The organism is Neglectibacter sp. X4 (genome assembly GCF_009917365.1).
Classification (GTDB): Bacteria; Bacillota; Clostridia; order Oscillospirales; family Acutalibacteraceae; genus Acutalibacter.
In genome coordinates this window covers 114,776-140,402 of sequence record NZ_QWLE01000001.1, presented here as the reverse complement: position 1 = coordinate 140,402, position 25,627 = coordinate 114,776, and the positions used below count along the sequence as shown (strand labels likewise).

29 protein-coding genes are annotated in these 25,627 nt (G+C 57.1%); 9 read left to right on the top strand and 20 right to left on the bottom strand.

Annotated features, from left to right (window positions below; all coding sequences use genetic code 11):
- Nucleotides 1-140 precede the first annotated feature (140 nt).
- Complete coding sequence (locus D1841_RS00725; RefSeq protein WP_160641229.1) at nt 141-1,322, top strand: nucleotidyltransferase family protein; 1,182 nt, start codon at nt 141-143, stop codon at nt 1,320-1,322.
- Nucleotides 1,323-1,331: 9 nt separating this feature from the next.
- Here D1841_RS00725 and D1841_RS00720 read toward each other — a convergent pair whose 3' ends face one another.
- Nucleotides 1,332-2,282: an L-lactate dehydrogenase gene (locus D1841_RS00720; protein ID WP_160641228.1), complete on the bottom strand. Its 951-nt coding sequence runs from the start codon at nt 2,280-2,282 to the stop codon at nt 1,332-1,334.
- 245 nt (nt 2,283-2,527) lie between these two features.
- Here D1841_RS00720 and D1841_RS00715 point away from each other — a divergent pair, with 245 nt between their 5' ends.
- Nucleotides 2,528-3,754 carry an MFS transporter gene (locus tag D1841_RS00715; RefSeq protein ID WP_160641227.1) on the top strand — a complete coding sequence of 409 codons (1,227 nt, stop codon included), beginning with the start codon at nt 2,528-2,530 and terminating at the stop codon, nt 3,752-3,754.
- Nucleotides 3,755-3,818: 64 nt separating this feature from the next.
- Here D1841_RS00715 and D1841_RS00710 read toward each other — a convergent pair whose 3' ends face one another.
- Complete coding sequence (locus tag D1841_RS00710) at nt 3,819-4,604, bottom strand: MBL fold metallo-hydrolase (RefSeq protein WP_160641226.1); 786 nt, start codon at nt 4,602-4,604, stop codon at nt 3,819-3,821.
- A gap of 47 nt (nt 4,605-4,651) precedes the next feature.
- On the opposite strand from D1841_RS00710, the gene D1841_RS00705 reads away from it, so the two are divergent.
- Nucleotides 4,652-5,833, top strand: a complete 1,182-nt coding sequence (locus D1841_RS00705) for a phosphotransferase (protein ID WP_160641225.1) — start codon at nt 4,652-4,654, stop codon at nt 5,831-5,833.
- Nucleotides 5,834-6,151: 318 nt separating this feature from the next.
- Here the strand turns inward: D1841_RS00705 and D1841_RS00700 are convergent, their stop codons facing one another.
- The gene (locus D1841_RS00700) at nt 6,152-6,487 is read right to left on the bottom strand and encodes a hypothetical protein (RefSeq protein WP_160641224.1); all 336 of its coding nucleotides are present in this window, start codon (nt 6,485-6,487) and stop codon (nt 6,152-6,154) included.
- A 104-nt stretch (nt 6,488-6,591) separates the two neighbouring features.
- Entirely contained in the window at nt 6,592-7,968 is a 1,377-nt protein-coding gene (locus D1841_RS00695; RefSeq protein ID WP_237076116.1) for an MATE family efflux transporter, read from the bottom strand.
- A gap of 180 nt (nt 7,969-8,148) precedes the next feature.
- Between D1841_RS00695 and D1841_RS00690 the strand changes: the two genes are divergently transcribed.
- Nucleotides 8,149-8,787 (top strand): HAD family hydrolase, encoded by a 639-nt coding sequence (locus D1841_RS00690; protein WP_160641223.1) that lies wholly within the window; start codon nt 8,149-8,151, stop codon nt 8,785-8,787.
- A 121-nt stretch (nt 8,788-8,908) separates the two neighbouring features.
- The gene (locus D1841_RS00685; protein WP_160641222.1) at nt 8,909-9,505 is read left to right on the top strand and encodes a GNAT family N-acetyltransferase; all 597 of its coding nucleotides are present in this window, start codon (nt 8,909-8,911) and stop codon (nt 9,503-9,505) included.
- A 68-nt stretch (nt 9,506-9,573) separates the two neighbouring features.
- Here the strand turns inward: D1841_RS00685 and D1841_RS00680 are convergent, their stop codons facing one another.
- From D1841_RS00680 to D1841_RS00665, 4 genes are all read right to left on the bottom strand, one after another.
- The gene (locus tag D1841_RS00680) at nt 9,574-11,172 is read right to left on the bottom strand and encodes an NAD(P)/FAD-dependent oxidoreductase (protein WP_160641221.1); all 1,599 of its coding nucleotides are present in this window, start codon (nt 11,170-11,172) and stop codon (nt 9,574-9,576) included.
- A gap of 25 nt (nt 11,173-11,197) precedes the next feature.
- Nucleotides 11,198-12,415 (bottom strand): aminoacetone oxidase family FAD-binding enzyme, encoded by a 1,218-nt coding sequence (locus tag D1841_RS00675; RefSeq protein WP_160641220.1) that lies wholly within the window; start codon nt 12,413-12,415, stop codon nt 11,198-11,200.
- A 14-nt stretch (nt 12,416-12,429) separates the two neighbouring features.
- Nucleotides 12,430-12,936 carry a small multi-drug export protein gene (locus D1841_RS00670; RefSeq protein WP_237076115.1) on the bottom strand — a complete coding sequence of 169 codons (507 nt, stop codon included), beginning with the start codon at nt 12,934-12,936 and terminating at the stop codon, nt 12,430-12,432.
- A 94-nt stretch (nt 12,937-13,030) separates the two neighbouring features.
- Nucleotides 13,031-13,909 carry a peptidylprolyl isomerase gene (locus tag D1841_RS00665; RefSeq protein ID WP_237076114.1) on the bottom strand — a complete coding sequence of 293 codons (879 nt, stop codon included), beginning with the start codon at nt 13,907-13,909 and terminating at the stop codon, nt 13,031-13,033.
- A 302-nt stretch (nt 13,910-14,211) separates the two neighbouring features.
- Between D1841_RS00665 and D1841_RS00660 the strand changes: the two genes are divergently transcribed.
- From D1841_RS00660 to D1841_RS00650, 3 genes are all read left to right on the top strand, one after another.
- Nucleotides 14,212-15,138 carry a S1 RNA-binding domain-containing protein gene (locus D1841_RS00660; protein WP_160641219.1) on the top strand — a complete coding sequence of 309 codons (927 nt, stop codon included), beginning with the start codon at nt 14,212-14,214 and terminating at the stop codon, nt 15,136-15,138.
- A 278-nt stretch (nt 15,139-15,416) separates the two neighbouring features.
- Complete coding sequence (locus D1841_RS00655) at nt 15,417-15,971, top strand: GNAT family N-acetyltransferase (RefSeq protein WP_160641210.1); 555 nt, start codon at nt 15,417-15,419, stop codon at nt 15,969-15,971.
- Between the two features lie 98 nt (nt 15,972-16,069).
- Nucleotides 16,070-17,098 carry a glycoside hydrolase family 172 protein gene (locus D1841_RS00650; RefSeq protein ID WP_160641209.1) on the top strand — a complete coding sequence of 343 codons (1,029 nt, stop codon included), beginning with the start codon at nt 16,070-16,072 and terminating at the stop codon, nt 17,096-17,098.
- Nucleotides 17,099-17,181: 83 nt separating this feature from the next.
- On the opposite strand, the gene D1841_RS00645 is transcribed toward D1841_RS00650, so the two are convergent.
- Nucleotides 17,182-17,391, bottom strand: a complete 210-nt coding sequence (locus tag D1841_RS00645) for a helix-turn-helix transcriptional regulator (protein WP_160641208.1) — start codon at nt 17,389-17,391, stop codon at nt 17,182-17,184.
- A gap of 125 nt (nt 17,392-17,516) precedes the next feature.
- Between D1841_RS00645 and D1841_RS00640 the strand changes: the two genes are divergently transcribed.
- Nucleotides 17,517-18,056 (top strand): SHOCT domain-containing protein, encoded by a 540-nt coding sequence (locus D1841_RS00640; protein ID WP_237076110.1) that lies wholly within the window; start codon nt 17,517-17,519, stop codon nt 18,054-18,056.
- A gap of 192 nt (nt 18,057-18,248) precedes the next feature.
- Here D1841_RS00640 and hpf read toward each other — a convergent pair whose 3' ends face one another.
- From hpf to D1841_RS00585, 11 genes are all read right to left on the bottom strand, one after another.
- Nucleotides 18,249-18,776, bottom strand: coding sequence for a ribosome hibernation-promoting factor, HPF/YfiA family (hpf, locus tag D1841_RS00635; protein WP_160641206.1), 528 nt, complete (start codon nt 18,774-18,776; stop codon nt 18,249-18,251).
- 103 nt (nt 18,777-18,879) lie between these two features.
- The gene (locus D1841_RS00630; RefSeq protein WP_160641205.1) at nt 18,880-19,719 is read right to left on the bottom strand and encodes a fumarate hydratase; all 840 of its coding nucleotides are present in this window, start codon (nt 19,717-19,719) and stop codon (nt 18,880-18,882) included.
- 141 nt (nt 19,720-19,860) lie between these two features.
- Nucleotides 19,861-20,373: a S1 RNA-binding domain-containing protein gene (locus D1841_RS00625; RefSeq protein ID WP_160641204.1), complete on the bottom strand. Its 513-nt coding sequence runs from the start codon at nt 20,371-20,373 to the stop codon at nt 19,861-19,863.
- Nucleotides 20,374-20,428: 55 nt separating this feature from the next.
- On the bottom strand, nt 20,429-20,731 hold the full coding sequence (locus tag D1841_RS00620) for a septum formation initiator family protein (protein WP_160641203.1): 303 nt from the start codon (nt 20,729-20,731) through the stop codon (nt 20,429-20,431).
- An 86-nt stretch (nt 20,732-20,817) separates the two neighbouring features.
- A complete protein-coding gene (yabQ, locus tag D1841_RS00615; RefSeq protein ID WP_160641202.1) occupies nt 20,818-21,309 on the bottom strand; it encodes a spore cortex biosynthesis protein YabQ in 492 nt (163 codons plus the stop codon).
- On the bottom strand, nt 21,306-21,737 hold the full coding sequence (locus tag D1841_RS00610; protein ID WP_166554209.1) for a YabP/YqfC family sporulation protein: 432 nt from the start codon (nt 21,735-21,737) through the stop codon (nt 21,306-21,308). Before D1841_RS00610 ends, yabQ begins: the two co-directional genes overlap by 4 nt.
- A 12-nt stretch (nt 21,738-21,749) precedes the next feature.
- Nucleotides 21,750-21,995 (bottom strand): RNA-binding S4 domain-containing protein, encoded by a 246-nt coding sequence (locus D1841_RS00605; RefSeq protein ID WP_160641200.1) that lies wholly within the window; start codon nt 21,993-21,995, stop codon nt 21,750-21,752.
- 203 nt (nt 21,996-22,198) lie between these two features.
- On the bottom strand, nt 22,199-22,474 hold the full coding sequence (locus tag D1841_RS00600) for an HU family DNA-binding protein (RefSeq protein WP_160641199.1): 276 nt from the start codon (nt 22,472-22,474) through the stop codon (nt 22,199-22,201).
- 148 nt (nt 22,475-22,622) lie between these two features.
- Nucleotides 22,623-24,467 (bottom strand): polysaccharide biosynthesis protein, encoded by a 1,845-nt coding sequence (locus tag D1841_RS00595; protein WP_161879845.1) that lies wholly within the window; start codon nt 24,465-24,467, stop codon nt 22,623-22,625.
- Nucleotides 24,468-24,693: 226 nt separating this feature from the next.
- Entirely contained in the window at nt 24,694-25,125 is a 432-nt protein-coding gene (locus D1841_RS00590) for an ACT domain-containing protein (RefSeq protein WP_160641197.1), read from the bottom strand.
- A 44-nt stretch (nt 25,126-25,169) separates the two neighbouring features.
- Nucleotides 25,170-25,619, bottom strand: coding sequence for a GNAT family N-acetyltransferase (locus D1841_RS00585; protein ID WP_160641196.1), 450 nt, complete (start codon nt 25,617-25,619; stop codon nt 25,170-25,172).
- Nucleotides 25,620-25,627 lie beyond the last annotated feature (8 nt).

The window sequence follows — 25,627 nt, the reverse complement described above, 5'->3', positions numbered from 1 at the left end:
CCCCGCATGAGTTTTTTTAAGCTTGGGCCTTGCCAGAACCAAGGCCGGTGCTGTACAATTGAGTTGGGATACGGCCCCGAAGGGCTGTTCGTCATTATTTTAATACACTTTCCTGTTGATTGCAAGGAGTTTCCTTAAAAATGCCTGAGAAAAACCTATTTTCCGCTGTTATCTGTGAGTTTAACCCCCTGCACTGGGGGCATTTGTCCCTGCTTGCCGCCATGGGCCGCCGCTGGGCTGGGATTGTCTGCATTCTAAGCGGCAATTTTGTCCAGCGGGGGGAGCCTGCCATCCTGGACAAATGGACCCGCACCCGTTTGGCCCTTGCCGCCGGGGCCGATTTGGTAATTGAACTGCCCCTGCCCTGGGCCTGCGCCGGGGCCGAAGCCTTTGCCCGGGGCGGCGCAGCCCTGGCGGGAAGCCTTCCGGCAGTGGGCGTTCTGGCCTTTGGCAGCGAAATGCCGGACGCCGGGGCCATCACCCAGGCGGCTGAGGCCCTTCTCTCCCCGGAATTTTCCGCCGCCCTTTCCCGCCTGCCCCAGGATGGCTCCACCTTTGCCCGCCGCAGGCAGCAGGCCCTGACAGAGCTTATCGGGGAAAAGGCCGCCCTGCTCCGGCAGCCCAATGCCGCTTTGGGGGTGGAATACTGCAAGGCGCTGCTGGAGCAAAAGCTCCCTATTGCCCCAGCGCCCTTCCCGCGGACAGGCGCTGGCCACGACGCGCCCGCCGCTTCCGGCCAAACCCTTTCCGCCAGCCAGCTTCGGGCTATGATAACTGCTGGAGAGGACATTTCCGGCCTTGCCCCCCCCTGCACCCTGGAGGCTGTCCAAAAGGAAAAGGAGGCGGGCCGCTGCCCTGCCTCCCTGGCTTTTCTGGAGCGCCCCATCCTCTCCCGACTGCGGGCCATGTCCTGTGCCGGCTTCGCCTGCCTGCCGGACATCAGCGAGGGTCTGGAAAACCGGCTGTACAAGGCTTCCCGGCAGGCCGTCTCCCTAGAGGGGCTGTATACCCTTCTGAAAACCAAGCGGTACACCCATGCCCGGCTGCGCAGGCTGGTGCTTTCAGCCTTTTTGGGGATCCCCAAAGAGCGGCCTGCCCTGCCCCCCTATCTCCACGTTTTGGGCATGACAGAAAAAGGCGCGGGGCTGCTGAAGGGGGCCTCCCTGCCTGTAATGGCCCGGCCAGGGGACGTTTCTGCCCTGCCTCCTGCGGCCCAGGCCCTTTATGCCCTGGAAGCCCGGGCAGACGATCTGTATGCCCTCGCCACCCCTGTGCCCCAGCCCTGCGGGCGCTTGCAGCGGCAGGGTGTGATAAAGGCATAGCCTGCTGCCTTACAGCTTCAGCCCCTCATAGCTTTCCAGCAGGACGCTGCAGGAAGCGCGGAAGCTTTCCTGCTCCTTTTCGTTCAGGCACAGCTCCAGCACCCTGTCCACGCCTCCCTGGTTTACGATGCAGGGCACGCCGGCATATACGTCCTTCTGCCCATATTCCCCCCACAGCCGGGCGGAGACAGTGAGCACGCTGTTTTCATTGGAGAGGATGGCCCGGGCAATGCGCACCAGGGCCATGCCGATGCCATAATAGGTGGCGTTTTTCGCCGCGATAATCTGCTGTGCCGCGTCCCGCACCTGGCAGCTCAGTCCCTGCACCTCCTCCAGGCTGAACCTGCCACCGGAATGCTCGCAGATGGCGGTGACAGGCTTTGTGGCCAGCATGGCCTGGCTCCAGGGGACGAATTCGCTGTCCCCATGCTCGCCGATTACATAGGCGTGGACGTTCCGGGGGTCAACGGAAAAATATTCCCCTAAGAGATAGCGCAGCCGAGCGGTGTCCAGGGTGGTGCCTGTGCCCAGCACACGGGCGGAGTTAAAGCCGGAAAGCTCATAGGTGACCCGGGTCATAATGTCCACAGGGTTTGTAGCCACCAGGAAGATGCCCCCGAACCCTGACTGCACCACAGGGCCTACAATGGACTGGAACACCTTGGCGTTGCGCCGCAGCAGATCCAGGCGGGACTCTCCCGGCTTCTGGCTTACCCCGGCGCACAGCACCACAATGTCCGCGTCGGCGCAGTCCCCGTATTCCCCGGCATAGATTTTCATGCTGGCCCCGGAAAAAGCCAGGCCGTGGTTCAAATCCATGGCCTCCCCTTCGGCCCGCTTTTTGTCGATGTCCACCAGCACCAGCTCGTCGCACAAGTCCTGGTTTAAAGCGGAATAGGCAAAGCTCATGCCCACCATGCCTGTGCCCACCAGCACGATTTTCCTTTTATTTAAACACATGCGCATTCCCCTCTTTCTAAAATTCGATTTTTCAAACAAGCCCTACTCTATTGTGCCTCTGCTTTGCCGCTCTATCCCCATTTTGGAAAAGGCTCTATTTTTTCTGCAACCCAGAAGAATATTTGACAGTTTCTCCCAAAATATGCTATGATTGTGGAGAATAAAAAATGGGAAATGCCTGTTCTGGAGATTTTTTTATGCCATTTCCTCCGGCTCGGGGATATCCCAGTGAGGATGTTTTGGGTATGGGTCAAAAATCAAAATTCCGCTACCTGCTGACAGTGGCCTCCTGCTGCGGCCTTACCGGCAGTTCCATCGGCATTCTGACAAATTCCTTTGGCGTGTTTTATGCCTCTGTTTCCACAAGCCTGGGGGTGGGCCGGGGGGCCATCGCCACCCACGCCACCCTGGCTATGCTGTCCATCGCCCTTCTCTCTCCCCTGGCGGCGAAGCTTTTGCAGCGCATCCCCCTGCGGCTGTATCTGAGCGCGGGCGTTCTGCTGGGGGCAGGCTCCACCCTGCTTCTGGCTTTCTCCCGCAATATCTGGGCATTTTATGTTTTAGGCGTGATAAAAGGCATCGGCGTTGCTTTCTTTGGCGTGATACCCGTCACCTCCATTATCAGCAACTGGTTTCTTAAAAGTCATGGCCTGGCGGTGGGGCTGGCCCTCTCTTTCAGTGGGCTTTGCGGCGCTGTTTTCAGCCCCTTGTTTTCCTTTATCATAGAAAGCGCCGGCTGGCAGGCCGCATTTATCTGCATGGCGGTCTTTTCCCTTATCCTGGCCCTGCCCGGCGTGTTCACCCTGCGGCTTGCGCCCCAGGAGGTTTCCCTCTCCCCATACGGCGGCGGCGCGCCGGTAAGCCTGCCCACGTCCCAGCAGAAAGCAGGCGTTTCCAAGGCAAAGCTTTACCTGCCCGCTTTGGCGCTTACCTGCGGTTTTTCTGTTCTGGCCTGCGCCATCACCAGCGTGGGGCAGCATTTCCCCACAGTTGCGGAGGCCGCTGGCCTGTCCGCTCAGGTGGGGGCCATGATGGTTTCCGCCGGCATGGTGGGCAACATTATCTCAAAGCTGATTATTGGGCTGCTCAGCGACCACAAAGGCCCCTTTTTTGCCAATGCCTGCATGATAGCCATTAACGGGGCCGCCATGGCAGTGCTGCTCCGGCTTCCTGCCAACGCCCCCGCCGCTGTTGGAACCGCGTTTTTCTTTGGGGCCATCTACTCTGTGGGCGCAGCGGGCATTCCCCTGCTCACCCAGCGGGTATTCGGGCGGGAGCAGTATACGGCTGCCTTCTCCATTGTGCAGATTTTCGCTAACGGCGGCAGCGCCCTGGCCCTGACCATCATTGGACTGGTGTACGATTTAACAGGAAGCTGCAATCCTGTGCTTATTGGCTCCATTGTTATACAGGCGGCAAACCTGGCCATGCTGGCGGCGCTTTACCAGATGGGCAGGCGCAGGGCTGCTTAACCGCCCCCGCAACGCCAAGGGCCTCCTGGCGCGTACACGCCGGAAGGCCCTTTTCAGTGTATTCCTACAACTCAATGCGGGAGCCGTCATTTGTGAAAACCACCCTGTCCCCCAGCACTTCTTTTGCCAGGGCCAGTTCCCCTTCATAATCCCGGAGGATTTCCACGCCATGGTGGTAGAACACCGCCTGCCCGAAATCTATGCCGGATTCCAGCAGTTCCCGGCACAGATCGCAGGCCCTGTGGTGGCCTGTTTCCAGGAAAACCAGATCGGCATGGGAGGCATGGGGCAAAAGCTCCGGAAGCTGCCCGAAGTCCCCGGAATAGAGCAGCTTTTTCCCTTCCGCCTCTGCTGTGAAGGAAAAGCTTTTCCAAGGCTCCCCAGCCGCCGGGGTTCCCAGATGGAGGTTGTGAAAGGCTTCCACCCGGAGCGCCCCTTGGCAGAGGGTGCCGTCTGCCACCAGACGGGGTTCCAGGGAAAAAACCGTTTCATAATGCCCTTCGCTGCCCTGAAGCATCTGATAAATCCCCTGAAACACCGCCAAATCCGGGATGTACACAGGGATTCTCCGGCCTGCCATCCTCTCCTGGTTTTCCGGGGAAAGGGTGCAGAGCTTGCGCAGGTTCCACAGCAGGTGGGGCAGCCCTCCCACGTGATCCATATGGGTGTGGGAGATGAAAATCCCCTGGGTGCAAAGCTGGTCCAGGCCCAGGTTATAGGAAGCGTGGCAGCAGTTTTCCCCAGCGTCAAAAAAGTACAGCCCGCCTTCTGTTTCCAGGGCCACGCTGGTGTGGTGGCGGTTGGGGTAAGGCTCTGTGCCGGAACAACTGCCCAATATGTGCAGAATCATAGGGAAACCTTCTTTCGCAGAATTTTATTTATCATAGGAGGAAACGTATGGAAAAGCTGACATCCATGGAAAACATTGGCCGGGGAATGTCAGAAAAGCTGGCCGCCATTGGGATTGATTCAGGGGAAAGCCTGAAAGCCCTGGGAGCCGAGGCGGCTTTTGCAAAGCTGAAAGCCCGCTATCCGCAAGTTTGCCTGGTGCATTTATACGCGCTGGAAGGCGCTGTGTGCCATTTGCCCTTTGACAGCCTTTCGGAAAGCCGGAAAAAGGAATTGAAAGCCTTTTCCGATTCCCTGAAAAGCCAGGATAAACCTGGAGAAAAGGCCCCTCTCTTTCAGGAGGCTGTTGAAAACTGGGAGGACTGGGGCCGGGTATTCCAGTCGAAAGAAGCTTTCGCGCCCCTTGCCCGGGAAATTTTCCGCCGGGAGGGCCTGCCCTTTGCGCCCCTCACAAGCCTGACCCCTGGCACAAACGGGGTTTTCCGCAGCGGGCCTTATGTGGTAAAAATCTTTTTCCCAAAAGAGGCAGGCCCGGATCCCCGTCCGGACTTTGAGAACGAGGCAACTGTCTGCGGCAGGCTGGCCCAGCAGGGCGTTCCCACCCCAGCTCTTGCGGCCCAGGGCGTTATAGAGGACGCCTACACCTTTTACTATCTGATTACCCGGTTTTTCCCTGGAAAAGAGGCTGGCCCCTGGCTTGCGTCCGCTTCTTCTAAAGAGCAGGAAGCCTTTGTGGGGCAGTTGAAAAGCCTGCTTGCAAAGCTGAACCAGCCTGCGGAAGGGCTGATTCCTCCTGTGGATCTTCTGAAAAGGGCTGTGGAAAATCCCCGGCTGCAGGCCCTGCCTCCCAATCTGCGGGAGGAAATGGCCCAACGGGCCAAAGGGCTTAACCTGCGCCCTTCTGTGCTGGTGCATGGAGATCTCACAGGGGAAAACCTGCTGGTGGACGCAGAGGGAAAGCTGACCCTTATCGACTGCGCCGACGCCTGCCTGGCCCCTGCCTTCTATGAGCTTGCTCCCATTGTCTTTGAGCTTTTCCAGTGCCGGGAAGGGCTTCTGCGGCTTTTCGCCGGAGAGGACAAGGAAAACTTTGTGGAACAGGTGCTGGACGCGGTGTCCCTGCACGATTTCGGCGCACACATGCTTCGGGACGCGCCCCTGCGGGAGGGCCTGCCTCCCTTTGAAAGCCTTATGGACGCCAGACGGTTCCTGCTGGAAAAATTCCGATAAGGCAATACCGCATAAATCTAAGCAGTATATCACGGCAGAGATTTTTTCGTCAGAGTGCATAAAGGATGAGCAGGCAGGCTGGCGCCTGTCAAACAGGCTTTGTGTGCTATAGTAAACGCACTTAAAAATCGGTACATCCCAATTTTTAAGCCAGGCGGCTTTACCGCCTGGTTCAAAAGAGACATTCTGCCTCTTTTGAACTGCGTTAACTATATGACGGAAAGAATCGCCTGTGAGATACTGTTTAAGGCTGCGGCCGCGAGTTGTACGGTATTGCCGTATGGAAAGCCGGCGCGCAAAAGAGCGTGCCGGCTTTTTTCACGCCTGCTGGTTGAGGATTTGGGTAAGCAGCTCCATCCGTTTTTTCAAAGGCTTTTTCACGGCAATGCCGAAAAAACCTTTCAAAGCCATCTCCCCCACGTATACGCCGGGGAGCAGGGCATACTTAATCCACGCTTCCATGTGGACATGCCCGTTCTGGCATTCCACCTTCATAAACTGCGGCGCTGTCAGGGCACCCACCCCTTTCTTCCACACAGGCTCACCTTTCACAGTGGTGTAGGAAAAGCCTTCGTTCTTCATGTAGTCCATAACAATCTGCCGCACCTGTTCGTCAGGGCGGGCGGTCTGAAAATCTGTAATGGTACGCGCCAAGTGAACCGACCCCTTTTCTGTAATGTTCTGCCTGTCTTTATTATACAGGATCCTGCATAAATTTGCAAGATGTTTTCCATGCTGAGCAGGCTTTGCAATGGCTGTTAAATCCGCTTGATCCACTTCTTGCTGCTTAAGCGGAACACGCACCAGACAGCCTTGATAAACTGGTCGATTTTCAGGAAGGTGTAAATCCAGAAAGCGGGCAGGTGCCACACCAGGCCCGCCAGATACCCCAGGGGGATGGAGGCCACCCATAAAAACAGGATATCTGCCAGCATCAGGAATTTCGTGTCCCCGCCGCCCCGGAGCACCCCTTTTGTCAGGATAGAGTTCATGGACTGGAAGATGACGATTACGCCCACCGCCATCATAAGCTGCTGGGCAATAGCCTGGGTTTCGGCGCTAATATTGTAGGCACTGATAACCAGATCGCTGATGGCGATAATCAGCCCCCCTGCGAGAATGCCGATAACCGTACCCAGACCCAGGAAAGTGACGCCCTGTTTCTGGGCTTTGTCCGTCTCTCCCTTGCCCAGGGTGTGGCCTGTGATAATGGAGCTTGCGTTGGAAATGCCCTGGATGAACACAGTGCTCAGCCGCTGGGTCACCATGGTAATGGCATTAGCGGAAACAAAGCTTGCGCCCAAACGCCCTGTAACCATGGTAACAGCCGTATTGCCAAAGGCCAGCAGCGCGTCGCTTACAAGCACAGGGATGCTGATGCGCAGATAATCCTTCAGCAGATCCCCGCATTTCATCAGAAGGTGCTTCATGCGGTATCCAATCTTTTTATCGAAGAAGAAGAAATAGCCGCAGATAAAGGCAAATTCAAAGACGCGGGAGATAAGCGTGCCCAGGGCTGCGCCCTCTATTCCCATAGCCGGGGCGCCGAATTTGCCGAAAATAAACATATAGTTAAAAAATATGTTTATGAAAAAGGCCGCTATGGAGCTGATAAGGGGCAAAGTCACCTGCCCCACGCTGCGCAGGACAATGGTGCAGGTGAGGGAAAAGCCTAAAAGCCAGTAGCAGGGGATGGACCAGCGGAAATAGGCTGCTCCGGCCTGGATAATGATTTCCTCTCCTGTGTAAATGCGCATAAGGCTTTCCGGGGCAATGATGGTGGCCAGGGTGAACAGCAGGCCAACGGAAAAGCACAGCCGCAGCATAATGGTGATGGCCTTGCGCAGGGAAGCCTTATCCTGCATGCCCCAGAAGCGGGAGGTGAGCACAGAAGCCCCCATGCCCATGCCCATACAGCAGATGTGGAACAGGTTGATAAAATCGTTTGCCAGGGAGGAGGCGGACAGGGCCGTTTCTCCCAGCCTTCCCAGCATAATGGTGTCCATCATGTTCACGCCGATGGTAATGAGGCTTTGCAGGGAGATAGGCAGGGCAATTGCCACCACCTGCCTGTAAAATGCTTTGTCCCCTAAATAGGGCTTCATCCTTTGCAGGAGGCTTTGCTTTCCTTCCAATTTTCCCATCCTCCCTATTGTTTTGCAAACCCGTATAGTATCATTTGCAACTATTATAGCACAGGCCCCTGCCCCGCGCAAGGGGGAGCGCGCCCAAACTTTCCCTGCCGCCTTGATTTTCCCTGCCGTTCCCGCTATAATAGGGACAGGAAAGAAGAAAAACAGAAAGGCAGTTAGAATATGAAATACGACGGCGTTTTGTTCGACCTAGACGGCACCCTGTGGAATGCCACGGAGGCCATTGCGGTTTCCTGGGAGATGGCCCTGCGGGACGCACCGGATATCCCGCGGCCGCCAACGGTGCGGGAACTGGAGGGCGTGATGGGCATGACAGCGGAACAACTGATGGCGGCCCTCTTTCCCCACATCACCAAAGAGCGGGGGGCCGAGCTTTTTGCCCGCTGCTGCGAGGTGGAAAATGAATATCTGCTCCAACACGGCGGCAGGCTCTATGAGGGCATAGAGACGCTTTTGGAGACGCTTTCCAAGGAAGTGCCCCTGGCCATTGTCAGCAACTGCAACACCGAATATGCCCCCTGCTTTTTAAAGGCCCATGGCCTGGAAAAATATTTTGCCGACTGGGAGTGCAGCGGGCGCACCGGCCTGCCCAAGGGGGAAAACATCAAGCTGGTGGCAGAGCGCCTGGGCCTGCAGGCCCCTGTATACGTAGGCGACACGGCTCTGGATTATGAAGCCGCCAAAGCCGCCGGCATACCCTTTATCCACGCAGCCTACGGCTTCGGCAAGGTGAAGGGCGTTCCCAGCATCCAGAAGCCCCTGGAACTGCCGGCTCTTTTGCAGTATAGCCGCTTAACTTGAAACTGCCATTTTTCAATCAGCAGAATATCCTGCTGATTGGTCTGCCCGCCAGGGCAAACCAACATGACTTATTCAGTCAATTGAGCTTCATTCTTCCCGGAAAGGAGACACATTCCCGCCTATGAAAACCAGCCTGTTGTTTTCCAGCTTCCCCTTTATCGCCAGCGAAAAGGTTACCCTGACGCGCATGACGGAACTGGACTTAAACGCCATGTGGGAGATTATGGGGGACGACGACAACTACCGCTTCGCCCCCACCGCCGCCCTGCGCTCTCCGGCGGAATGCGTTTTAAAGCTGCGGCAGATTGAAGCCCTTTTCCGGGACAGGGCCGCCATCACCCTGGGCATCTATCCCAACGGAGAAGAGGAAAATCGGCTGGCTGGCTTTTTTGAAATTTATGGCATTGACCCCCATGTGCAGGCTGCCACCATCCGTTTCACCCTCCACCGGGAATGCACAGGCATGGGCTATGCCTCCTCTGCTGTGCGGGCCACAGCAGAATACCTGATGAGCACCATCGGCGTTCACCGCATCCAGGCCTATGTCCTCCCCACCAACTACCGGGGCGTGCTGGTGCTGGAGCGCTGCGGCTTTTTAAAGGAGGGGACAATCCGGGAGGGATTTTTGTGGCCTGACAAGGGGATTGTGGATTTAAGCCTGTATTCCCTGCTGCCCACAGACAAACGGAAAAAATCCGGGCAGACCCACTACCTGTAAATGCCGCTAAATACATAAACCAAAAGCCATGCTTCACCAGTTATGCTGGGAAGCATGGCTTTACGTTTTTAAGAGCACCCCGCCAGCAGCAGGGCCTCGGCACAGCGCAGGCCGTCTACAGCGGCGGACACAATGCCTCCCGCATAGCCAGCCCCTTCGCCGCAGGGGTACACCCCCCGGGCCAGAGGAGACTGGAGGGTGTCGTCCCGGAGGACGCGCACAGGGCACGAACTGCGGGTTTCCGGAGCTGTGAGGATGGCATCCGGATAGTCAAAGCCCCGTAGCCTTTGCCCCAGGACAGGCAAAGCTGCCTGCATGGAACGCACCACATAGTCCGGCAGGCAGCCTGCCAGGGCGGCAGGCGAAACCCCCGGCTGATAGGTGGGACAAACGCCTTGAAAGGTTTTGGTGGGGCGGTTTTGGAGGAAATCCTCCACCCGCTGGGCAGGGGCCTTGTAGGCGCCGCCCCCTGCTCTATAGGCGGCCTGTTCAATTTCCCGCTGGAGATATATACCCGCAAGGGGGCTGCCGCTGCCGAAATCCTCCGGTGTTACCCCCACCAAAAGGGCGGCGTTGCTGTTCTCCCCATCCCGCAGCCAGGGACTCATGCCGTTTGTCACCACGCCTCCCGGCTCTGAAGCCGCCCCGGTGACTGTGCCGCCAGGGCACATGCAGAAGGTGTACACACCCCTGCCGTCAGGCAGGTGGCAGGAAAGCTTGTAATCTGCCGCGCCCAGGGCCGGATGGCCCGCAAAGCTTCCATACTGCGCCTGGTCGATAAGGGCGGCAGGGTGCTCAATGCGCGCGCCCAGGGAAAAAGCCTTGGGGGCAAGGGGCAGGCCTTTTTGCTGGAGCAGCTCAAAAACATCCCTGGCGCTGTGGCCCACTGCCAGGATACAGCTTTGGCAGGGCAGGGTTTCCCGTCTGTCCCGGCAGATGTAGGTGACGCTTTGAAGGGCGTTGTCTTTAAGGGTTATTTCCGCAAGCTTTGCCCCAAAAAGCACCTGGCCTCCCAGGGCTTCAATCTGCCGCCGGATATGTCCCACCACTTCCGGCAGCCGGTCTGTACCGATATGGGGCTTTGCCTCTGTGAGGATTTCCGCCGGCGCCCCTGCCACTGCCAGTTCTTCCAGCACCTTGCGGACGCGCCCGTCTCCGGTGCCGGTTGTCAGCTTCCCGTCGGAAAAGGCCCCGGCCCCGCCCTCTCCAAACTGGATGTTGGATTCCGGGTTCAGCACCCCGGTGCGCCAAAAGGCCTCTACAGATTTCTGGCGCTCTTCTACCGGCAGGCCCCGCTCCAGCACAAGGGGGCGCTGCCCGCACTGGGCCAGAAGCAGGGCCGCAAAAAGCCCCGCCGGGCCTAAGCCTACCACAACCGGGCGCGGCTCCAGGGGCTTAGACACCCTGGGCGGCTCATAGCGGTAAGGGATAACCTTCTGCACACTGCTGTCCCGACATTTTGCCAGCAGGCGGTTTTCATTTTCCGCCTGCACCTCTGCCGCGCAGACAAAGTGTACCTTGTCCTTTTTCCGGGCGTCCACCGATTTTTTCCAAAGGCGCACTTCTCCCAAAGCGCTTTCCGGCACCTTCAGCTTTCTGGCGGCAGCGCGGCGCAGCTCCTGTTCTGTGAAATCCAGGCCCAGGTGCAGGCCGGAAACCTTCAGCATCCTGCTTCCCCCTCTGTCGCAAAATTCATCTTCCCGCCGCAAGCCCTGCCGTCATTCCCGTGGCCCAGGCCCAGTGCAGGTTATACCCGCCGCAGTCTCCATGCAGGTTTAAAAGCTCCCCCGCCAGATACAGCCCCGGCTGCCTGCGGGATTCCATGGTTTTCATATTCACTTCTGACAAGGGCACGCCCCCTGCCGTTATTTGGGCGCTGTCCCAGCCCTCCCAGGGGGATACCGGCAGGCGCCAGTCCTTCACAGCCCTTGCCGCGCGCCGCAAATCCTCCCGGGACAGGGCGGAAATCTGTTTTTCCCCTGTGAAGCCCAGGCTTTTGGCAATCTGCTGGCCCACCCGCAGGTTTACCAGCCCGGAGAAAATCTCCCGGGTCGGCAGGCGGGGCCGTCCGCTGCGGAGATTCTCCAAATAGGCGAGAAGCGCCTTTTCTTCCATGCCCTCCAGCAAGTCCAGGGCCACTTCCCCCTGCCCGGCGGAAAGCCTTAAGGAGAGGTTAAAAATGCAGATGCCGGAAAGGCTCCCCTCCCCAAAAAGTACCTCGCCGCTTTCCGCGTACACCTCCCGGCCCTGTATCCATAAAGCCGCCCTGGCCTTGCAGCGCATCCCCTTTAAAGGGGAAGTAAGCTTTTTAGGGCAGGCAAGGGGCGTAAGGCCCGGGCGCAAAGGGGTGAGACTGTGGCCCAGGCGCTTTGCCAGGGCATATCCGCCCTCCTGGCAGCTATGCCTGGGAGAGGCCGCGCCTCCGCAGGCAAGCAGGCATTTTTCCGCCCACAGCTCCGCCCCCTCCGGGGACTGTAACAAAAAGCCCCCTTGCCGGGGGGCAATGGCTGTAACGGGAAAGCCCGCGAAAAGGGAGGCTCCCCCCTCTTCGCAGCTTCCCCGCAGCGCCTGCAGCACTGCCGCTGCCTGAAGGCCATAAGGATACACCCGGCCTTCCCCGTCTGCCCGGGTGTGCAGTCCCAAGGCGGAAAAAGCCTTCAGCACCCTTTCCGGCGGGCAGGCTGAAAGGAGGGGCTTTGCCAGGGAAACATCCCCATGATAGCGGGCAGAACTTATATGGAGGTTTGTCAGGTTGCACCGGCCGTTCCCTGTTGCCAAAAGCTTTTTCCCGGGCTTGGGGTTTCCCTCCAGAAGGGCCACAGCCTCCGGCCCCAAAGCTTTTCCTGCCTGGCAGGCAGCCATCAGCCCGGCGGCCCCCGCGCCTACGACAGCCAGCTTATAACGCTTCATTTTCATCGCCGCGCCTATACCACCAGTCCTAAAAGGCCATAGGACAGCAGGCACATGATAACATCCGCCACCAGGGTGCCTCCCACCACGGAAATCATGGCGGACTTAAAGTCCATTTTCATCAGCGCCGCCGCCAGGGAGCCTGTCCACGCCCCTGTGCCCGGCAGGGGGATCGCCACGAAAATCAGCAGGCCCAGGGTCTTATAGCGGTTTATCTTGTCAAACTTGCTGCGGCCCTTTTCCTCCATGCGGTTGACAAGCTTCACCAGGCGGGTGTTGCGCATCCAGTCAAAAATCTTGTTGATAAACAGCAGGATAAAAGGGGTGGGCAGGATGGTGCCCACAAAGCAGATGAAAAAGGCGGGCAGCATCTCCAGATGCAGAAGCTTTGCCGCCAAAATCCCGCCCCGCAGTTCAATAACGGGCATCAGGGACAGCAGAAAGACGGTTAGCTCCCCGGGGATGGTCTGGCTGAAAAAATTCACCAGGGACGTGACAATATGCTCCATTTGAATCGCCATGGGGCGCTGGACGCAGAAACCAGGCCTCCAGCGCCCCTCCTTTCTTTAAACATTTTCAATCCCACAGGATTTCACAGGACTTGGGGCAGCGGCCTTATTCGTAGGCCACAATCTCCACCTTTTCCATCACCATATCTTCCAAAGGCTTGCTGCTTTGGGGATCCACCGGCGCTTTGGAGAGGGCCTCCACCCCGTCCATGCCTTCAAACACCTGGGCAAACACTGTGTGGCCTGTTTTGTCTGTGGAATAGTAGCCGTCCAGATGAAGGTTCCCGCCATTCTCCGTATACAAGTTTTTCATATCGTCTGTCACCAGATCCATATCCACCCATTTGCTGCTGTACATGACCTTAAAGGCATCCGGATCCTGCTTGTAGACCTCAAAGCCCTGCTGGTAGCTGTCCCAGTCGATAGCCGCACCCTGGGTGCAGTTGATGAAGAACTGGCTGCCATTGGTGTTCGGCCCGCTGTTTGCCATAGACACAGATCCGTCAATATTCAAAAGGTTAGGGCTGAACTCATCCGGGAAAGCCTCTTCCCACACGCTTTCCCCGGCATAGCCTGTGCCGGTGGGATCGCCCCCCTGCACCATGAAGTTTTCGATAACCCGGTGGAAGGTAAGGCCATCGTAATAACCGTCTAAGGCGTGCTTTTTAAAGCTGTAAACAGCTTTCGGGGCCTCATTGGGGAAAAAGCGCAGCTTGATAACCTCGCCGCTTTTCATGGTGATAACAGCGATCTCCTCCCCTTTCTCCGGCAGCTCAAGCTGGAAGCCGGGCTTTTGGCCTGTCTCAGCCGGGGTCAATTCCTCCATGCCCACCAGCTCATCCCCGCTGTCTATCACCTTTGCCGCCTTTGAGGGGGCCGGGCTGGAGCTTTCCCCGGAAGAGGACGCTTCCTGGGGGGCGCTGCCGCAGGAAGCCATGGTCAAAACAAAAACAAGGGCCATCAGCCCGCAAAGAATTTTTCGCAAAAAAATTCCTCCTTATAGCATAGTTTGTCCTTTATTTTAGCGCATCTCAGGGAAATATGCAAGCCCTATCTGCCGGGCAGGGCCTTTGTTCCGGGGTTTTCCGCCCGCCGTTCCCTGCCGCATCTTTTCATTCCCCCTCTTTCCGGCGCATTTTTTGCGCCTTTGCCGCATATAGTTTCCCTGTATCAGAAAAAAGGAGGGCAGGCCGGGAAAGGGTTGTCCTGCAGCCGGACGCACGTGAAAATACTAAAAGAAAGGACCGATACCGTGGTGCATACAGCCCGTATCTTTTGGCAGAAAACATGAAATTTTATCCGGAAGGCTATTTACTGGACAGCTTTGAAAATAAAACCGCCCTAAGTTCCCCAGCCTCCCTGTCGGAGGCCATGCGGGAGGGAAAAATACTGGAAGCCAGGGCTGTGATGTGCGACAGCTCCCATGACTTGATTGTGGACTTCAAATTTATGAAAGGCGTCATCCCCCGGGAGGAGGGGGCCTTGGGCATACGGGAGGGCACAGTGCGGGATATTGCCGTAATATCCCGGGTGAACCGCCCTGTGTGCTTTCTGGTGCAGGACTTTATCCGGGACAGCCAGGGCCGCGTCACAGCCCTGCTCTCCCGCCGGGCCGCCCAGGAGAAGTGCCGGGACGAATACATAGCTGGCCTTGTCCCTGGAGACGTGATAGACGCCCGGGTCACCCATATTGAGCCTTTTGGGGTGTTTGCCGATATCGGCTGCGGCATTGTGTCCCTGCTGCCCATCGACTCCATCTCTGTTTCCCGCATTGAGCACCCCAGGGAGCGCTTCCTGCCGGGGATGGACATCCGGGCTGTGGTGAAATCCCGGGAAAACCAGCGCATCACCCTGACCCATAAAGAGCTTTTAGGCACCTGGGAGGAAAACGTCCAGTCCTTCCGGGCTGGGGAAACTGTGGGAGGCGTCATACGCAGCATTGAAAATTACGGCGTGTTCGTGGAGCTTGCCCCTAACCTGGCGGGCCTTGCGGAACTGAAGGAAAACATCTTCCCCGGGCAGCAGGCCAGCGTGTTTATTAAGAGCATCCTGCCCAGCCGCATGAAAATCAAGCTGATTATCATCGAAACTTTTGAAGGCCCCTCTGCAAAGCCCGCAAAGCCCGTTTACTTTTTCAAGGGCGCGCATATGGAGGAGTTTGCCTATTCCCCGGAAAACAGCGAAAAGCATATTGTAACAAGGTTCCACGACTGAGAAGCCATAGCTTTGCAGGATATGCCCCCTCCGCGCAGAAGGGGCATATCCTGTTTTTCCAGGCGGGAGTGTCTAAACTACGCGTTTTATGCCTCCGGCGGTTTAGGGGCTTCGCCCCTAAATACCCCACCACCTTTGAAAAGGTGGACGAAACTTTATTGTTTCTTCATTCTTTAAAATACTCGTTTTGGACATTCCCTTCCAGGCTCCAGCCTTGACACGCTTTCCCGCCCCATGGTATAATATTACAATTTATTTTTGAAAGGGGCGCTGAAAGCATGTCACGGTATAGGGAAGTTTTTGAGGGAAAGGGTGGGCGCTTCATCATCCGCAGCGCGGAAAGCACAGATGCCCCCAGGCTGTTTACGTACATGGATCATGTAGACCGGGAGACAGTCTTTCTGGCAAGGGAGCCGGGGGAATTTGCGGAAAGCTATACCCTGGAGCAGGAGGAAGAGCTTCTGAGGCGCTGGGCCGAAGGGGACGAAAAGCTGTTCCTCATTGCCGAGACGGAGGCTGGGGAAATTGCCGCCACCTGCGGCTGCTTCTATTCCAAAGGGCGCAGGCGGGCCAGGCACATAGGGGAAATCGCGGTTTCCGTCCGGCAGGACTTCTGGCGCATGGGCCTGGGACGCAGGATGATGTCCATCCAACTGGACTGGTGCCGGGAGCACCAGATTGAAAAATTAAAGCTGACAGTGGACACCCTGAACACCCGCGCGCTGGGGCTGTATCTGTCCCTGGGCTTCCAGGTGGAGGGGAAGCTGTGCAAAGAGGGTAAGCTGGCTGACGGCAGTTACCGGGACGTGTATGCCATGGCCAAATTCTTTTAACAGGGAAGCGCAAAGCTTTTATGAAATCTTTTGGCGGGACAGGGTTGCACTTTGGGAGCGGATGGGATATACTGGAAAAAACGCGAGGAGGAACCCATATGTCTGTCTTTGAAATCCAAGCAAGGGAAAGCTTTGGCTTTTCCGCTGAAAATCCCACCGGAACCCACGCCGGCGGCACCCGGGGCAGGGACTGCGAAAAGCTGCGGCCCTGCATCCAGATTGCGCCGGGAGAGACTGTTACCCTGTGCGATACAGACGGCCCGGGAATGATCACCCACATGTGGTTTACCGGGTATATCGGCCATTCTTTTGTCCTGCGGGTATACTGGGAGGGCCAGGAGGCCCCTTCTGTAGAGGCTCCCATCTCCGCCTTTTTCGGCTGCGCCTACGATGAGAATTTCAAGGACAGGGACGGCAAATACCCGGTGCTCAGCGCCGCGCCCATCCTGATGGCCCCGGGCCGGGGCTATAACTGTTATTGGGAGATGCCCTTCCGCCGGCACTGCCGGGTCACCATGGAAAACCGGGGAGACAAGGAGCAGACCCTCTATTACATGATTGAGGGCTGGAAGGGGGAAATTTCCCCTGCCGCCGGATATTTCCACGCCTTTTACCGCCAGGAGCACCCTGTGCAGAAGGGCCGGGCCTATACGGTTGTAGACGGCCTTGAGGGCAAGGGGCAGTTTGTGGGGCTGTGCTTTGCCGCCGGGATGAACGGCCACAACACCTGCTGGGTGGAAGGGGAGCCGAAAATGTATATTGACGGCGGGGACTATCCCACCATCAACTATACCGGCACAGAGGACTATTTCTGCGGCTCTTATGGCTTTGGCAACGACATCCTGCAAAAGCAGTACCAGACCTTCAGCGGGCTGTATGCCGGTCTGTACGCCATTACAGGCAACGACAGCAGCGAGATGTACAACGGGCAGCAGCGCTTCCTGCTGTACCGGTTCCATATAAAGGATCCGGTGTATTTCAGCAAATCCTTCCGCATGACCATGGACAACCTGGGCTGGACAGGCCCCCGGTATGACGATTATACCTCCGTGGCATACTGGTATCTGGACAGGCCAGCCGCCCTTCCGGCAGAACTGCCTGCCGACGGCGAGTTAATTATGCAATAACAGGATGTATGCAAAAACAGCAGGGAAAGGCTATGGCTTTTCCCTGCTGTTTTTCTGTTAGAAATCTTATTACATATATTCTTTCATGCTTCTATATCCTCCACATACTCTGCTATATCCTCCAGCCCGCAGTCTAAAATCCCGCAAAGCTGGTTCAGCGTGTAGGTGCTTACGTTCCCGTTTTTGCGCAGCCTGTCAAGCTGCCCGCTGCTGAAATTGTATTCCTTTATCAGTTTATACTGAGAAACCTCTTTCTCCCTCATAGTTTTCCAGAGCCTGTCAAATACGATCAAGCGAATGCCTCCTTTGTTTTTGCTTTCATCGTATTAGTTGGTATTCTTCTTGACAATAGCCCGTATTCGGGCTATAATGAAGGTAATCAAAATTCCCGTGAGGGAAAAAGAAAAGAGGAATGGATATGAACGAAAAAGTGCTGGCAGAAAGCAAACGGGGAATTCTCGGAAGGATATGCCTGATCCTGTTTATCTTATCTGTGATTATGGGTATCTCTGTCTCAATCACTTCAGGTGGAAAAGCCCTGCTTCCAGTCCTTGTCGCCTACATTGTCCCCACAGGCCTGCTGGCTCTGCTTACAGCACCTGTAGAAATGACGGTCACAACGGAGCGGGTGTACGGCACAGGCTCCTGGGGGAAAAAGGTTGACCTGCCCATTGACACAATTTCGTCCATAAGCTCCAGCATTTTGGGCGGCATTATAATCGGCACTTCCTCCGGGAGAATAAAATTTGCCGGACTGGGCAACAAAAAAGAAATTTACCGATGCATCAGCGATCTGCTGGTAGCCCGACAAAAGACGCACACCGCTGTAGTACAGCCCCAGGTGCCTGCTCCGGCCAGCGCTGCAGATGAACTGGCAAAATATAAAAACCTGCTGGATAGTGGCGTTATCACCCAAGCAGAATTTGACGCGAAGAAAAAGGAAATTCTTGGCCTGTAAGCAACACAGAAAGGCCGCGGCACAAGTGCCGCGGCCTTTTTTTACTGGACGTATACGCGCGAAAAAGCTTCCGCCTGCCGGGAAAAGGGGTTATAGTAAACACACTTTAAAATCGGTACATCCGATTTTAAAGCTGGGCGGCTTTGCCGCCTGGCTCAAAAGAGGCGTACCTCTTTTGAGCTGTGTTAACTATTACTTCCCTTCCGGCACCAGCAGGCCGTAGTCCCCATCCCTGCGGCGGTAGACCACATTGATTTCGCCGGACTCGTCGTTGCGGAACATGAAGAACTCGTGGCCCAGCATGTTCATCTGCATAACCGCCTCCTCCGGGGACATCACCTTGACGAAGAAGGACTTGCTGCGGGTAATTTTAATCTCCTCGTCAGGCTCGTCATAGTAATCATCGGCAATGACAATGCCGGGGTTCATCTTTTTAGATTTCTCAAGCCTTGTCTTGTTGCGGCGGATCTGCTTGCCCAAAGCGGCAACCACGTGATCCAGCGCCTCGTTCATCTCTATGGCGGTATCCTCGGCGCGGCAGATCATGCCCCGCTGTTTGATGGTGATCTCCACGGTCTGGCGGTTGCGCTCCACCGTCACGGTGACCACCGCTTCGGCGTCATCGTCAAAGATCCTGTCAAACTTGGAAAGCTTTTTTTCCACCAGCTCTTTAAAATTGCTGCGCAGATTGACTTTTCTCCCCACAATCGTGATCTTCATGGAATGGCCACCTTTCTTTCTCCTGATTTTTCCAAAAGCACCGTAGCCGGTTTTTTGTAATTCTATTGTAGCACAATACCTAAAAAAATGCAATCATTTCCGCCTAAATTATTAAAGTTTTATGCCGGGTCACATGGCACCCCACATTCACCGCCACAGGCAGGCCGGCAATGTGGGTGGGATACGTTTCAATGTTTACCGCCAAAGCCGTCACGTCCCCGCCAAAGCCCTGGGGGCCTACCCCTGTTTTGTTCACCGCTTCCAGCATCCTGGCCTCCAGCGCCTGATAGTAAGGATCCGGGTGGCGCTGGGAAACATCCCGGCACAGAGCCTTCTTGGCAAGGCAGGCGCACAGCTCGAAATCCCCGCCAATGCCCACGCCCAGCACAACGGGAGGGCAGGGGTTTGCCCCTGCCTGGGAGACGGTTTCCGCCACAAACCCGATAATGTCCTCCGGGCTGGCGGCAGGGGTGAACATGTGCAGGCGGCTCATGTTCTCGCTGCCAAAGCCTTTGGGGGCCACTGTAAGCTCCAGCTTGTCCCCAGGCACCAAGCGGGTGTGGAGGATGGCGGGGGTGTTGTCCCCTGTGTTTTTACGGCGCAGGGGATCTGCCACCACAGAGCAGCGCAGCAGCCCTTCCACATAGCCCCGGCGCACCCCTTCGTTTACAGCGGCCTCAAAATCCCCCTCTATGCAAACCTCCTGGCCCACCTGGGCAAACACCACTGCCATGCCTGTGTCCTGGCAGATAGGCACCGCCATCTGCCGGGCAGCGTCCAGGTTTTCCGCCAAGTCTCCTAAAATAGCCCGGCCTGTCCCGCTGGACTCCCGGCCAGGGCTTTCCCGCACCAGTTTTTCCAATCCCGCAGGCAGCTCCCGGTTGGCCTCCACGCAAAGCCGCCGGACTGCCTCCGCAATGTCCCCCGCTGTAATTTTCCGCATATTCTCTCCCTCTTTGTTAAAAAGTAAAAGGGCCTGAAAGGCCCTTACTGGTATAAAACATCCGGCAGCGCTGCGCAAGCTTTTACCCATGGCCCGCCGCTTGGTTTAGCCCCCTCTTGAAAGGGGCTGGATGTATGTTCCTTATTTCGGCCCCCGGCGGGAATAGCCTCCCCGGCGGGTGTCTGTGCTGCGCTTCAGGTCGGACATTTTTTCGTCACTGGTCTGCTTGAAGCGGGACATCATGTCCTCAAAGCTGCCGCTGTCGTTGCGCCTGCTCTGCCACTCAAAGTCCCCAGGCCTTCCCGGGCTTGGCTGGGGCGCCGGACGGGGGCTTCTGGGCGGGCGCCCCTGCCCGCGGCGGGCGTTCCCCCTCTCCCCGCCTTCAGGGCGCCGGGAGGCTGGCTTGCGCTGCTGATCTTCCGGCAGGGCCTTCTTGATGGAAAGGCTTACCTTCCCTTCCTCGCTGATAGACAGCACCTTTACCTTGACCACTTGCCCTTCTGTGACGAAATCCTTTATCTCGTTGACGAATACAGGGGCCACCTCTGAAATGTGGACCATGCCTGTACGGCCCCCTTCAAAGCTTACAAATGCCCCAAACTTGGTGATCCCCGTCACCTTACCCTCATAGATCTCTCCAACCTCAAGCTGCATAGTTTCGATTTTTCCTCCCTGGCTTACTCGAATCTGTAAATGGCAGATGCTTTCCTCAGTCCCCGCCGCCCACGTCCACAAAAATGCGTTCGTTGGGCTTGGCGTAGTCCAGATCCCGCCGGGCTTTTTTCTCCGCATATTCCTCCAGCCCGCTGCTGTCCTTCAGGGAATCCGCCAGCTCTTCATTGCGGATAGTCTGTTTATCCAGCCGCTGCTGCAGATCTTCCAGCGTCCGGCGCTTCTGGGATATTTCGATCTGCCTGCTCACAAGGGTGAAGGCCACAAACAGCGCCAGGCAGAACAGTGCGAATTTCAAAAGGAGGCTGCCCTTGTATTTTCCTTTTTTCTTTTCCTGCAAAAGGCCGCCCTCCTTTTAAAAGCTCTTTTTGGCATCCTGGGCAAAGAACCCGCTGCACCCATTATATAATAGTCTACATAAGTTTTTCAAGTGCTTTTTTCCGGTTTTTTGGCGTATGGCGGATTTTTTTCAAATCCTGCCCCTTTTCTGCGGGGTTTTTTCTTGCTCCCGCGCCTGCCTTTAGGAGGATTTTTCTTTTTCCGCGCTTTTTTCCAGCGTGCCAGCTTTCCTTTTGCCCAGCGGAAGGGAGCTGAAAGAAAACAGGAAATCTTCTTCCACAAAAAGCGCAGAAGCTTTCCCCCGGCAGTGGCCAGGGGATCCAGGGAAACCACAACGCCCCAAGCCCCCAGGGCCTGCAGGGCTGCCTGCAAAAGGCGCAGCCTGCCTTTGTCCACCGCCAGAGCGCATAAGAACACCACCGCGCCGCAAACCAGCCCGAAGGCCGTATCCAGCGCCGCCGTAAGCAGCTTTCCCCCGCCCAGGGCCAGCCGCAGGGCCTTGCACAGCAGAAACAGCGCGCCCAGTGCCGCGCCGCTTGTCAGGCAGAAAAGCGCTATGGGCCATGTGCTCCCGGTCATTTAAACAGCCTGCCAAAAAAGGACAGGGCCGGGCTGCTCTCTGTGTAGGACACTGCCGCCACCTTGCCCACAACCCGCATATCCCCTGTGTCCGCGTTCAGGCTGTCTATATGCAAGGCCTGGCCCTTTATGTTAAGCTGGCCCATGTCTGTCTGGGCCGTTATCAGCTCGTCGCTGAAAAAATCCACCCGCCGTATGCCTGTGGCGGTCATGTGCTCCCTGGCGTCTATATGCAGCGTATGCTTTTTCATGGACTGCTGGAGGTCTGCCATATGTTCCATCCCTTCTGCCGGGGATTGCAGCCAGCGCGGTTCAAAAGCGGGTAAAAATCCCTTTTGAACCAGCGGCAGAGCCGTCTGCCTGAAAGCCGGGCTTTCCCGGCTTTCAAAGGCGTTTACTATAGCCCCGGTCAAGAAATGGATATGCAAAAGCCGTCCCTGTTATTCCTCCATCATCCGGTACAGCCCCGCAGCCTCTTCCTTCTTCACATATTCCGCCACAGAGAGCACTTCGGCCTTCAGCACCCGCTCCCCCATGGTGATTTCCAGCACATCCCCGGCCTTCACGTCGTAAGAAGCCCGGGCCTGCCTGCCGTTTACCAGCACCCGGCCCGCATCGCAGGCCTCGTTTGCCACGGTGCGGCGCTTTATCAGCCGGGATATTTTTAGATATTTGTCAAGTCGCATACGTTTTTCCTCCTTCTCTGCGCGTTTTAAGAAGCAGCCTGCCCCGCCCGCAACCCCCGGGGCCAAAAGCCCCGGGCGGCAGGGCTTTGCCTTGCCGGCCCGGCGAAGCCGGGCGTTTGCGGGCGGGAGCGCTGCCGCTTTCTCCCTGTCCGGAAACAAAAACAGGCCCGGATACGCCCCGGGCCCGCTGGATACTCACAAAGCTACTTATTCACAACATCCTTCAAAGCCTTGCCAGCCTTAAAGGCAGGGGCCTTGGATTCAGGAATATTGATCTCCTCGTTGTTACGGGGGTTGCGCCCGGTACGGGCGCCGCGGGTACGCACCTCAAAGGTGCCAAAGCCCACCAACTGCACCTTGTCACCCTTTTCCAGAGCATTGGTAATGGAGTCAATCACAGCGTTTACAGCGGCGTCAGCATCTTTCTTGGTGATGTCTGCCCGCAGGGCGACATCCGCGATCAGTTCAGACTTGTTCATTTATGAGTACCTCCAAAAATATTGATCTGGCCTGCTGATGGAAAAACGCAGGCCGCGTCTTGTGGCTGCTATGCCAGTACAACAGGCTTTGGCGGAAGGAATCCGCAGGGCCTGAAAGGGTTAAAAAGCTGTAGCATTTGCAATAATATCATATCCATCCCCTTTTTTCAAGGGTTTTTGCAATTTTTTGCCCGCCAGGCAGCATCAGCAGGTCACTTTTTCTCACCGCGCCCAGCAGCAGCGCCCCTGTCCCATATACACAGGCGCCCAAGAGGATGGCGGCCCCCAAGCAGAAAAGCGCCTGATCCGGCAGCAGGCGGATGAGAAAGCCATGCCCTCCAAAGGCTGCGGCCCCGCATACCAGCGCGCAGAGGAAGGGCCTGCCCAGCACCCGCTTTGCGGAGAAGCGGGTACCGGTCACCTTTTGCAGGCAGTATAGCTGGGAAACGGTTAAAAACAGGTAGCACAGCAGGGTGCCTACCCCGGCACCCAGGAGGTTTATTTCCGGAATCCCGCACAACACCCAGTTTACCCCGATTTTTAAAGCCATGGCTATCCCCAGCAGCTTCACAGGCAAGTCCGCCCGCCCCACTGCCTGCAGCATGCTGGAAAGGGGCGTGCTTAAAGCTGTGAGCAGGGACGCAGGCCCCAGAATGCCCAGCACCCCTGCCACCAGGGGCGTGGAAGGCCCGGCCCCGTACAAGGCCCTGGTAACGGGTTCTGCCAGGGCGGTAAGCCCCAGCCCGGCAGGAAAGCAGAACAGGGCTGTCAGGCGCAGGATAGAAGCCATGCTCCCCTGCAAGGCCCTTTTTTCCCCTCTGGCCCAGGCCCGGGTGACAGCAGGCAGGGCGCTGACCCCAAAGGCCTGGGTGATGGCCGGCACCAGCAGATACAAGGTGAGGGCCAGGGTATAGCACCCGTATAAAAAAGTGGGGATGCTTTCCGGGTTATCCAGGTATACAGTGGGTATCATGCCCGGATATGCCCGCAATAACCCTGCCGGATCGCTTTTCATAATGTCGCCCAGCCGGTTCTGCAGAAAAGTGGCGTCAATCAGCCCCCCGGCATTCATGGCAATGGAGCCTGCCGCCACTGGCGCGGTAATTTTTAAAAGCCGCCGGACAGTTTCCCGCCGCCTGGCTGCGGGGGAGGATTTCCCCAAAGCCCCCTCCCCTGCCCTGCCCCCCAGGCGGAAACGGATCCACAGGTACAAAAGCGCGCCCAAAGAGCCTGCCGTCACCCCCAGCACAGCCCCAGCCGCGGACAGGGCCAGCACCAGGAATTCCCCCGCGTCCGCTGTAGGCGGGGCAAAGCCGAACACCGTCCCGCTCTGGGCCAGTTCCCGCTGGCCCGCCTGGGCAATGGCCCCGGCGCACCAGAGGCCCAGCACCAGCTTGATCAGGGCTTCTATAATCTCCGAAACCGCTGTGGGCCGCATATCTCCCAGCCCGGCAAAATACCCTCTGTAAACGGAGCCGCAGCAGGCGAACAGCACCGCCGGGGCCAAGGCCAGCATGGGGAAAAGGGCCTGGGGGCTGCCTACGGCAAACTCGCAGTAAAAGGGGGCCGCCAGGGTGACCCCTATAGTTCCTATGGCCCCTATCCCCAGAAACAGGGGCAGGGCGGCTTTTCGCACCTCGTCCACATCCTGCCAGCGCCCCTGGGAGCTGCTTTCCGACACAAGGCGGGATACCGCCACTGGGAAGCCCGCTGTTGCCAGGCTGAAAACCGGCCCGTAAAAATTATAGGCCACGTTGAAAAGCCCCATGCCATATTCTCCGATAATCCGCTGGAGGGGAATTTTAAACAGCGCCCCCACCACCTTCACCACTGCCATCCCGGCTGTGAGGATCAAGGCCCCCCATAAAAAGCTCTGCCCGCCCCGCTTCTCTCCCTGGTTTTGCATCCGCACCCCGCCTTTCCAAAAAACCGCCATGCGATACAGCCATCTGCACAGATATATCGTATAGTAACCGCCTGGCTTTCTGCCCATGGCGCTTCTCTCTTCCGGTTTTTTACAGTATGCCTCCCTGCATCATATGCCGGAGGAAGGCGCAATATTTGTCCCAGGGAAAGGGGCCTTTCGCAGGCAAAAGGAGCGCCCTCCTGCGGGAAGGCGCTCCCTCGCTTTATATGGGGGTAGTGTGAAACACACAGAGAAGGAAACAGAACCGGGCACAAAAGGGCTGGTGCTTCCTCCCTGTTCTCCCATGGCGGGTTTACATATGGCTTAAAACATCCTGGGTGAGGATTTCCCAGCCGTCGGCCTTTAGGGCCTCCGCGGCCTGCTGGCCCTGATCCACCCGGATAATGACAAAGGCCTTGCCCTTGTCCCGGCTGATAAAGGCATACATGTACTCCAGGTCAAAGCCCTTGTCGGACAGCAGCCGCACCACCTTGGCAAAGGATCCGGAAACATCCGGAATGCCCACTGCTATCACGTTTGTCAGGGACACAGTCATGCCATGGGCCTTCAAGGCATCCACAGCGTCCTGGGGCCGGTCTACAATCACCCGCAGGATGCCGAAATCGCTGGTATCCGCCACAGAAATGGCCCGGATGTCGATTTCCGCTCCAGCCAGCACCTCGGTAATTTCCGCCAGACGGCCCGGCTTGTTCTCAATAAAGACGGACAACTGTTGAATTTGCATAATCGCTCCTCCTTTAAAAGAATACAAATATATATAGATAAAGTTTATTTTCTTTCCATCCGCAGCAGATATTCCTCTGTATCTTCCTCCAGCACCCGCTCCCCGGTGAGGGCAAAGCCATGGCGCTCATAAAAGCGGATGGCGTCCGGGTTCTTTTCCAAGGCCCACAGCCAGGAAGCCCCCCGGGCCTGCACCGCCTGTTCCAGCAGCGCCCCGCCAATGCCCTGGCCCCGGAAGAAGGATTCCACATACAGGTGCTTTATTTCGCCGCCATCCATCTCCAGGAAGCCCCGCACAATGCCGTCGTCATACACCAGCACGTCCTGCAGGCGGCTGGGGCTGTCCAGGTATTCCCGGGCAACAGGCAGCACCTGCAGCTCCCCAAAGGAATATGGCTCATACTGGAAAATGGGGAAGAATTTCTCCCGGCGCACGAAAACAAAAATCTCCGCGATACGGGAAACGTCCCCTGTTTCCGCCTGCCTTACATACATACAAACTC

What these genes read in the sequence shown, in the direction of transcription:
- D1841_RS00725 (WP_160641229.1), top strand. Translation starts at nt 141, where the DNA reads ATGCCTGAGAAAAACCTATTTTCCGCTGTTATCTGTGAGTTTAACCCC.
- D1841_RS00720 (WP_160641228.1), bottom strand. Translation starts at nt 2,282, where the DNA reads ATGTGTTTAAATAAAAGGAAAATCGTGCTGGTGGGCACAGGCATGGTG.
- D1841_RS00715 (WP_160641227.1), top strand. Translation starts at nt 2,528, where the DNA reads ATGGGTCAAAAATCAAAATTCCGCTACCTGCTGACAGTGGCCTCCTGC.
- D1841_RS00710 (WP_160641226.1), bottom strand. Translation starts at nt 4,604, where the DNA reads ATGATTCTGCACATATTGGGCAGTTGTTCCGGCACAGAGCCTTACCCC.
- D1841_RS00705 (WP_160641225.1), top strand. Translation starts at nt 4,652, where the DNA reads ATGGAAAAGCTGACATCCATGGAAAACATTGGCCGGGGAATGTCAGAA.
- D1841_RS00690 (WP_160641223.1), top strand. Translation starts at nt 8,149, where the DNA reads ATGAAATACGACGGCGTTTTGTTCGACCTAGACGGCACCCTGTGGAAT.
- D1841_RS00685 (WP_160641222.1), top strand. Translation starts at nt 8,909, where the DNA reads ATGAAAACCAGCCTGTTGTTTTCCAGCTTCCCCTTTATCGCCAGCGAA.
- D1841_RS00680 (WP_160641221.1), bottom strand. Translation starts at nt 11,172, where the DNA reads ATGCTGAAGGTTTCCGGCCTGCACCTGGGCCTGGATTTCACAGAACAG.
- D1841_RS00675 (WP_160641220.1), bottom strand. Translation starts at nt 12,415, where the DNA reads ATGAAGCGTTATAAGCTGGCTGTCGTAGGCGCGGGGGCCGCCGGGCTG.
- D1841_RS00670 (WP_237076115.1), bottom strand. Translation starts at nt 12,936, where the DNA reads ATGGCGATTCAAATGGAGCATATTGTCACGTCCCTGGTGAATTTTTTC.
- D1841_RS00660 (WP_160641219.1), top strand. Translation starts at nt 14,212, where the DNA reads ATGAAATTTTATCCGGAAGGCTATTTACTGGACAGCTTTGAAAATAAA.
- D1841_RS00655 (WP_160641210.1), top strand. Translation starts at nt 15,417, where the DNA reads ATGTCACGGTATAGGGAAGTTTTTGAGGGAAAGGGTGGGCGCTTCATC.
- D1841_RS00650 (WP_160641209.1), top strand. Translation starts at nt 16,070, where the DNA reads ATGTCTGTCTTTGAAATCCAAGCAAGGGAAAGCTTTGGCTTTTCCGCT.
- D1841_RS00640 (WP_237076110.1), top strand. Translation starts at nt 17,517, where the DNA reads ATGAACGAAAAAGTGCTGGCAGAAAGCAAACGGGGAATTCTCGGAAGG.
- hpf (WP_160641206.1), bottom strand. Translation starts at nt 18,776, where the DNA reads ATGAAGATCACGATTGTGGGGAGAAAAGTCAATCTGCGCAGCAATTTT.
- D1841_RS00630 (WP_160641205.1), bottom strand. Translation starts at nt 19,719, where the DNA reads ATGCGGAAAATTACAGCGGGGGACATTGCGGAGGCAGTCCGGCGGCTT.
- D1841_RS00625 (WP_160641204.1), bottom strand. Translation starts at nt 20,373, where the DNA reads ATGCAGCTTGAGGTTGGAGAGATCTATGAGGGTAAGGTGACGGGGATC.
- yabQ (WP_160641202.1), bottom strand. Translation starts at nt 21,309, where the DNA reads ATGACCGGGAGCACATGGCCCATAGCGCTTTTCTGCCTGACAAGCGGC.
- D1841_RS00605 (WP_160641200.1), bottom strand. Translation starts at nt 21,995, where the DNA reads ATGCGACTTGACAAATATCTAAAAATATCCCGGCTGATAAAGCGCCGC.
- D1841_RS00600 (WP_160641199.1), bottom strand. Translation starts at nt 22,474, where the DNA reads ATGAACAAGTCTGAACTGATCGCGGATGTCGCCCTGCGGGCAGACATC.
- D1841_RS00595 (WP_161879845.1), bottom strand. Translation starts at nt 24,467, where the DNA reads ATGGGCAGAAAGCCAGGCGGTTACTATACGATATATCTGTGCAGATGG.
- D1841_RS00590 (WP_160641197.1), bottom strand. Translation starts at nt 25,125, where the DNA reads ATGCAAATTCAACAGTTGTCCGTCTTTATTGAGAACAAGCCGGGCCGT.
- D1841_RS00585 (WP_160641196.1), bottom strand. Translation starts at nt 25,619, where the DNA reads ATGTATGTAAGGCAGGCGGAAACAGGGGACGTTTCCCGTATCGCGGAG.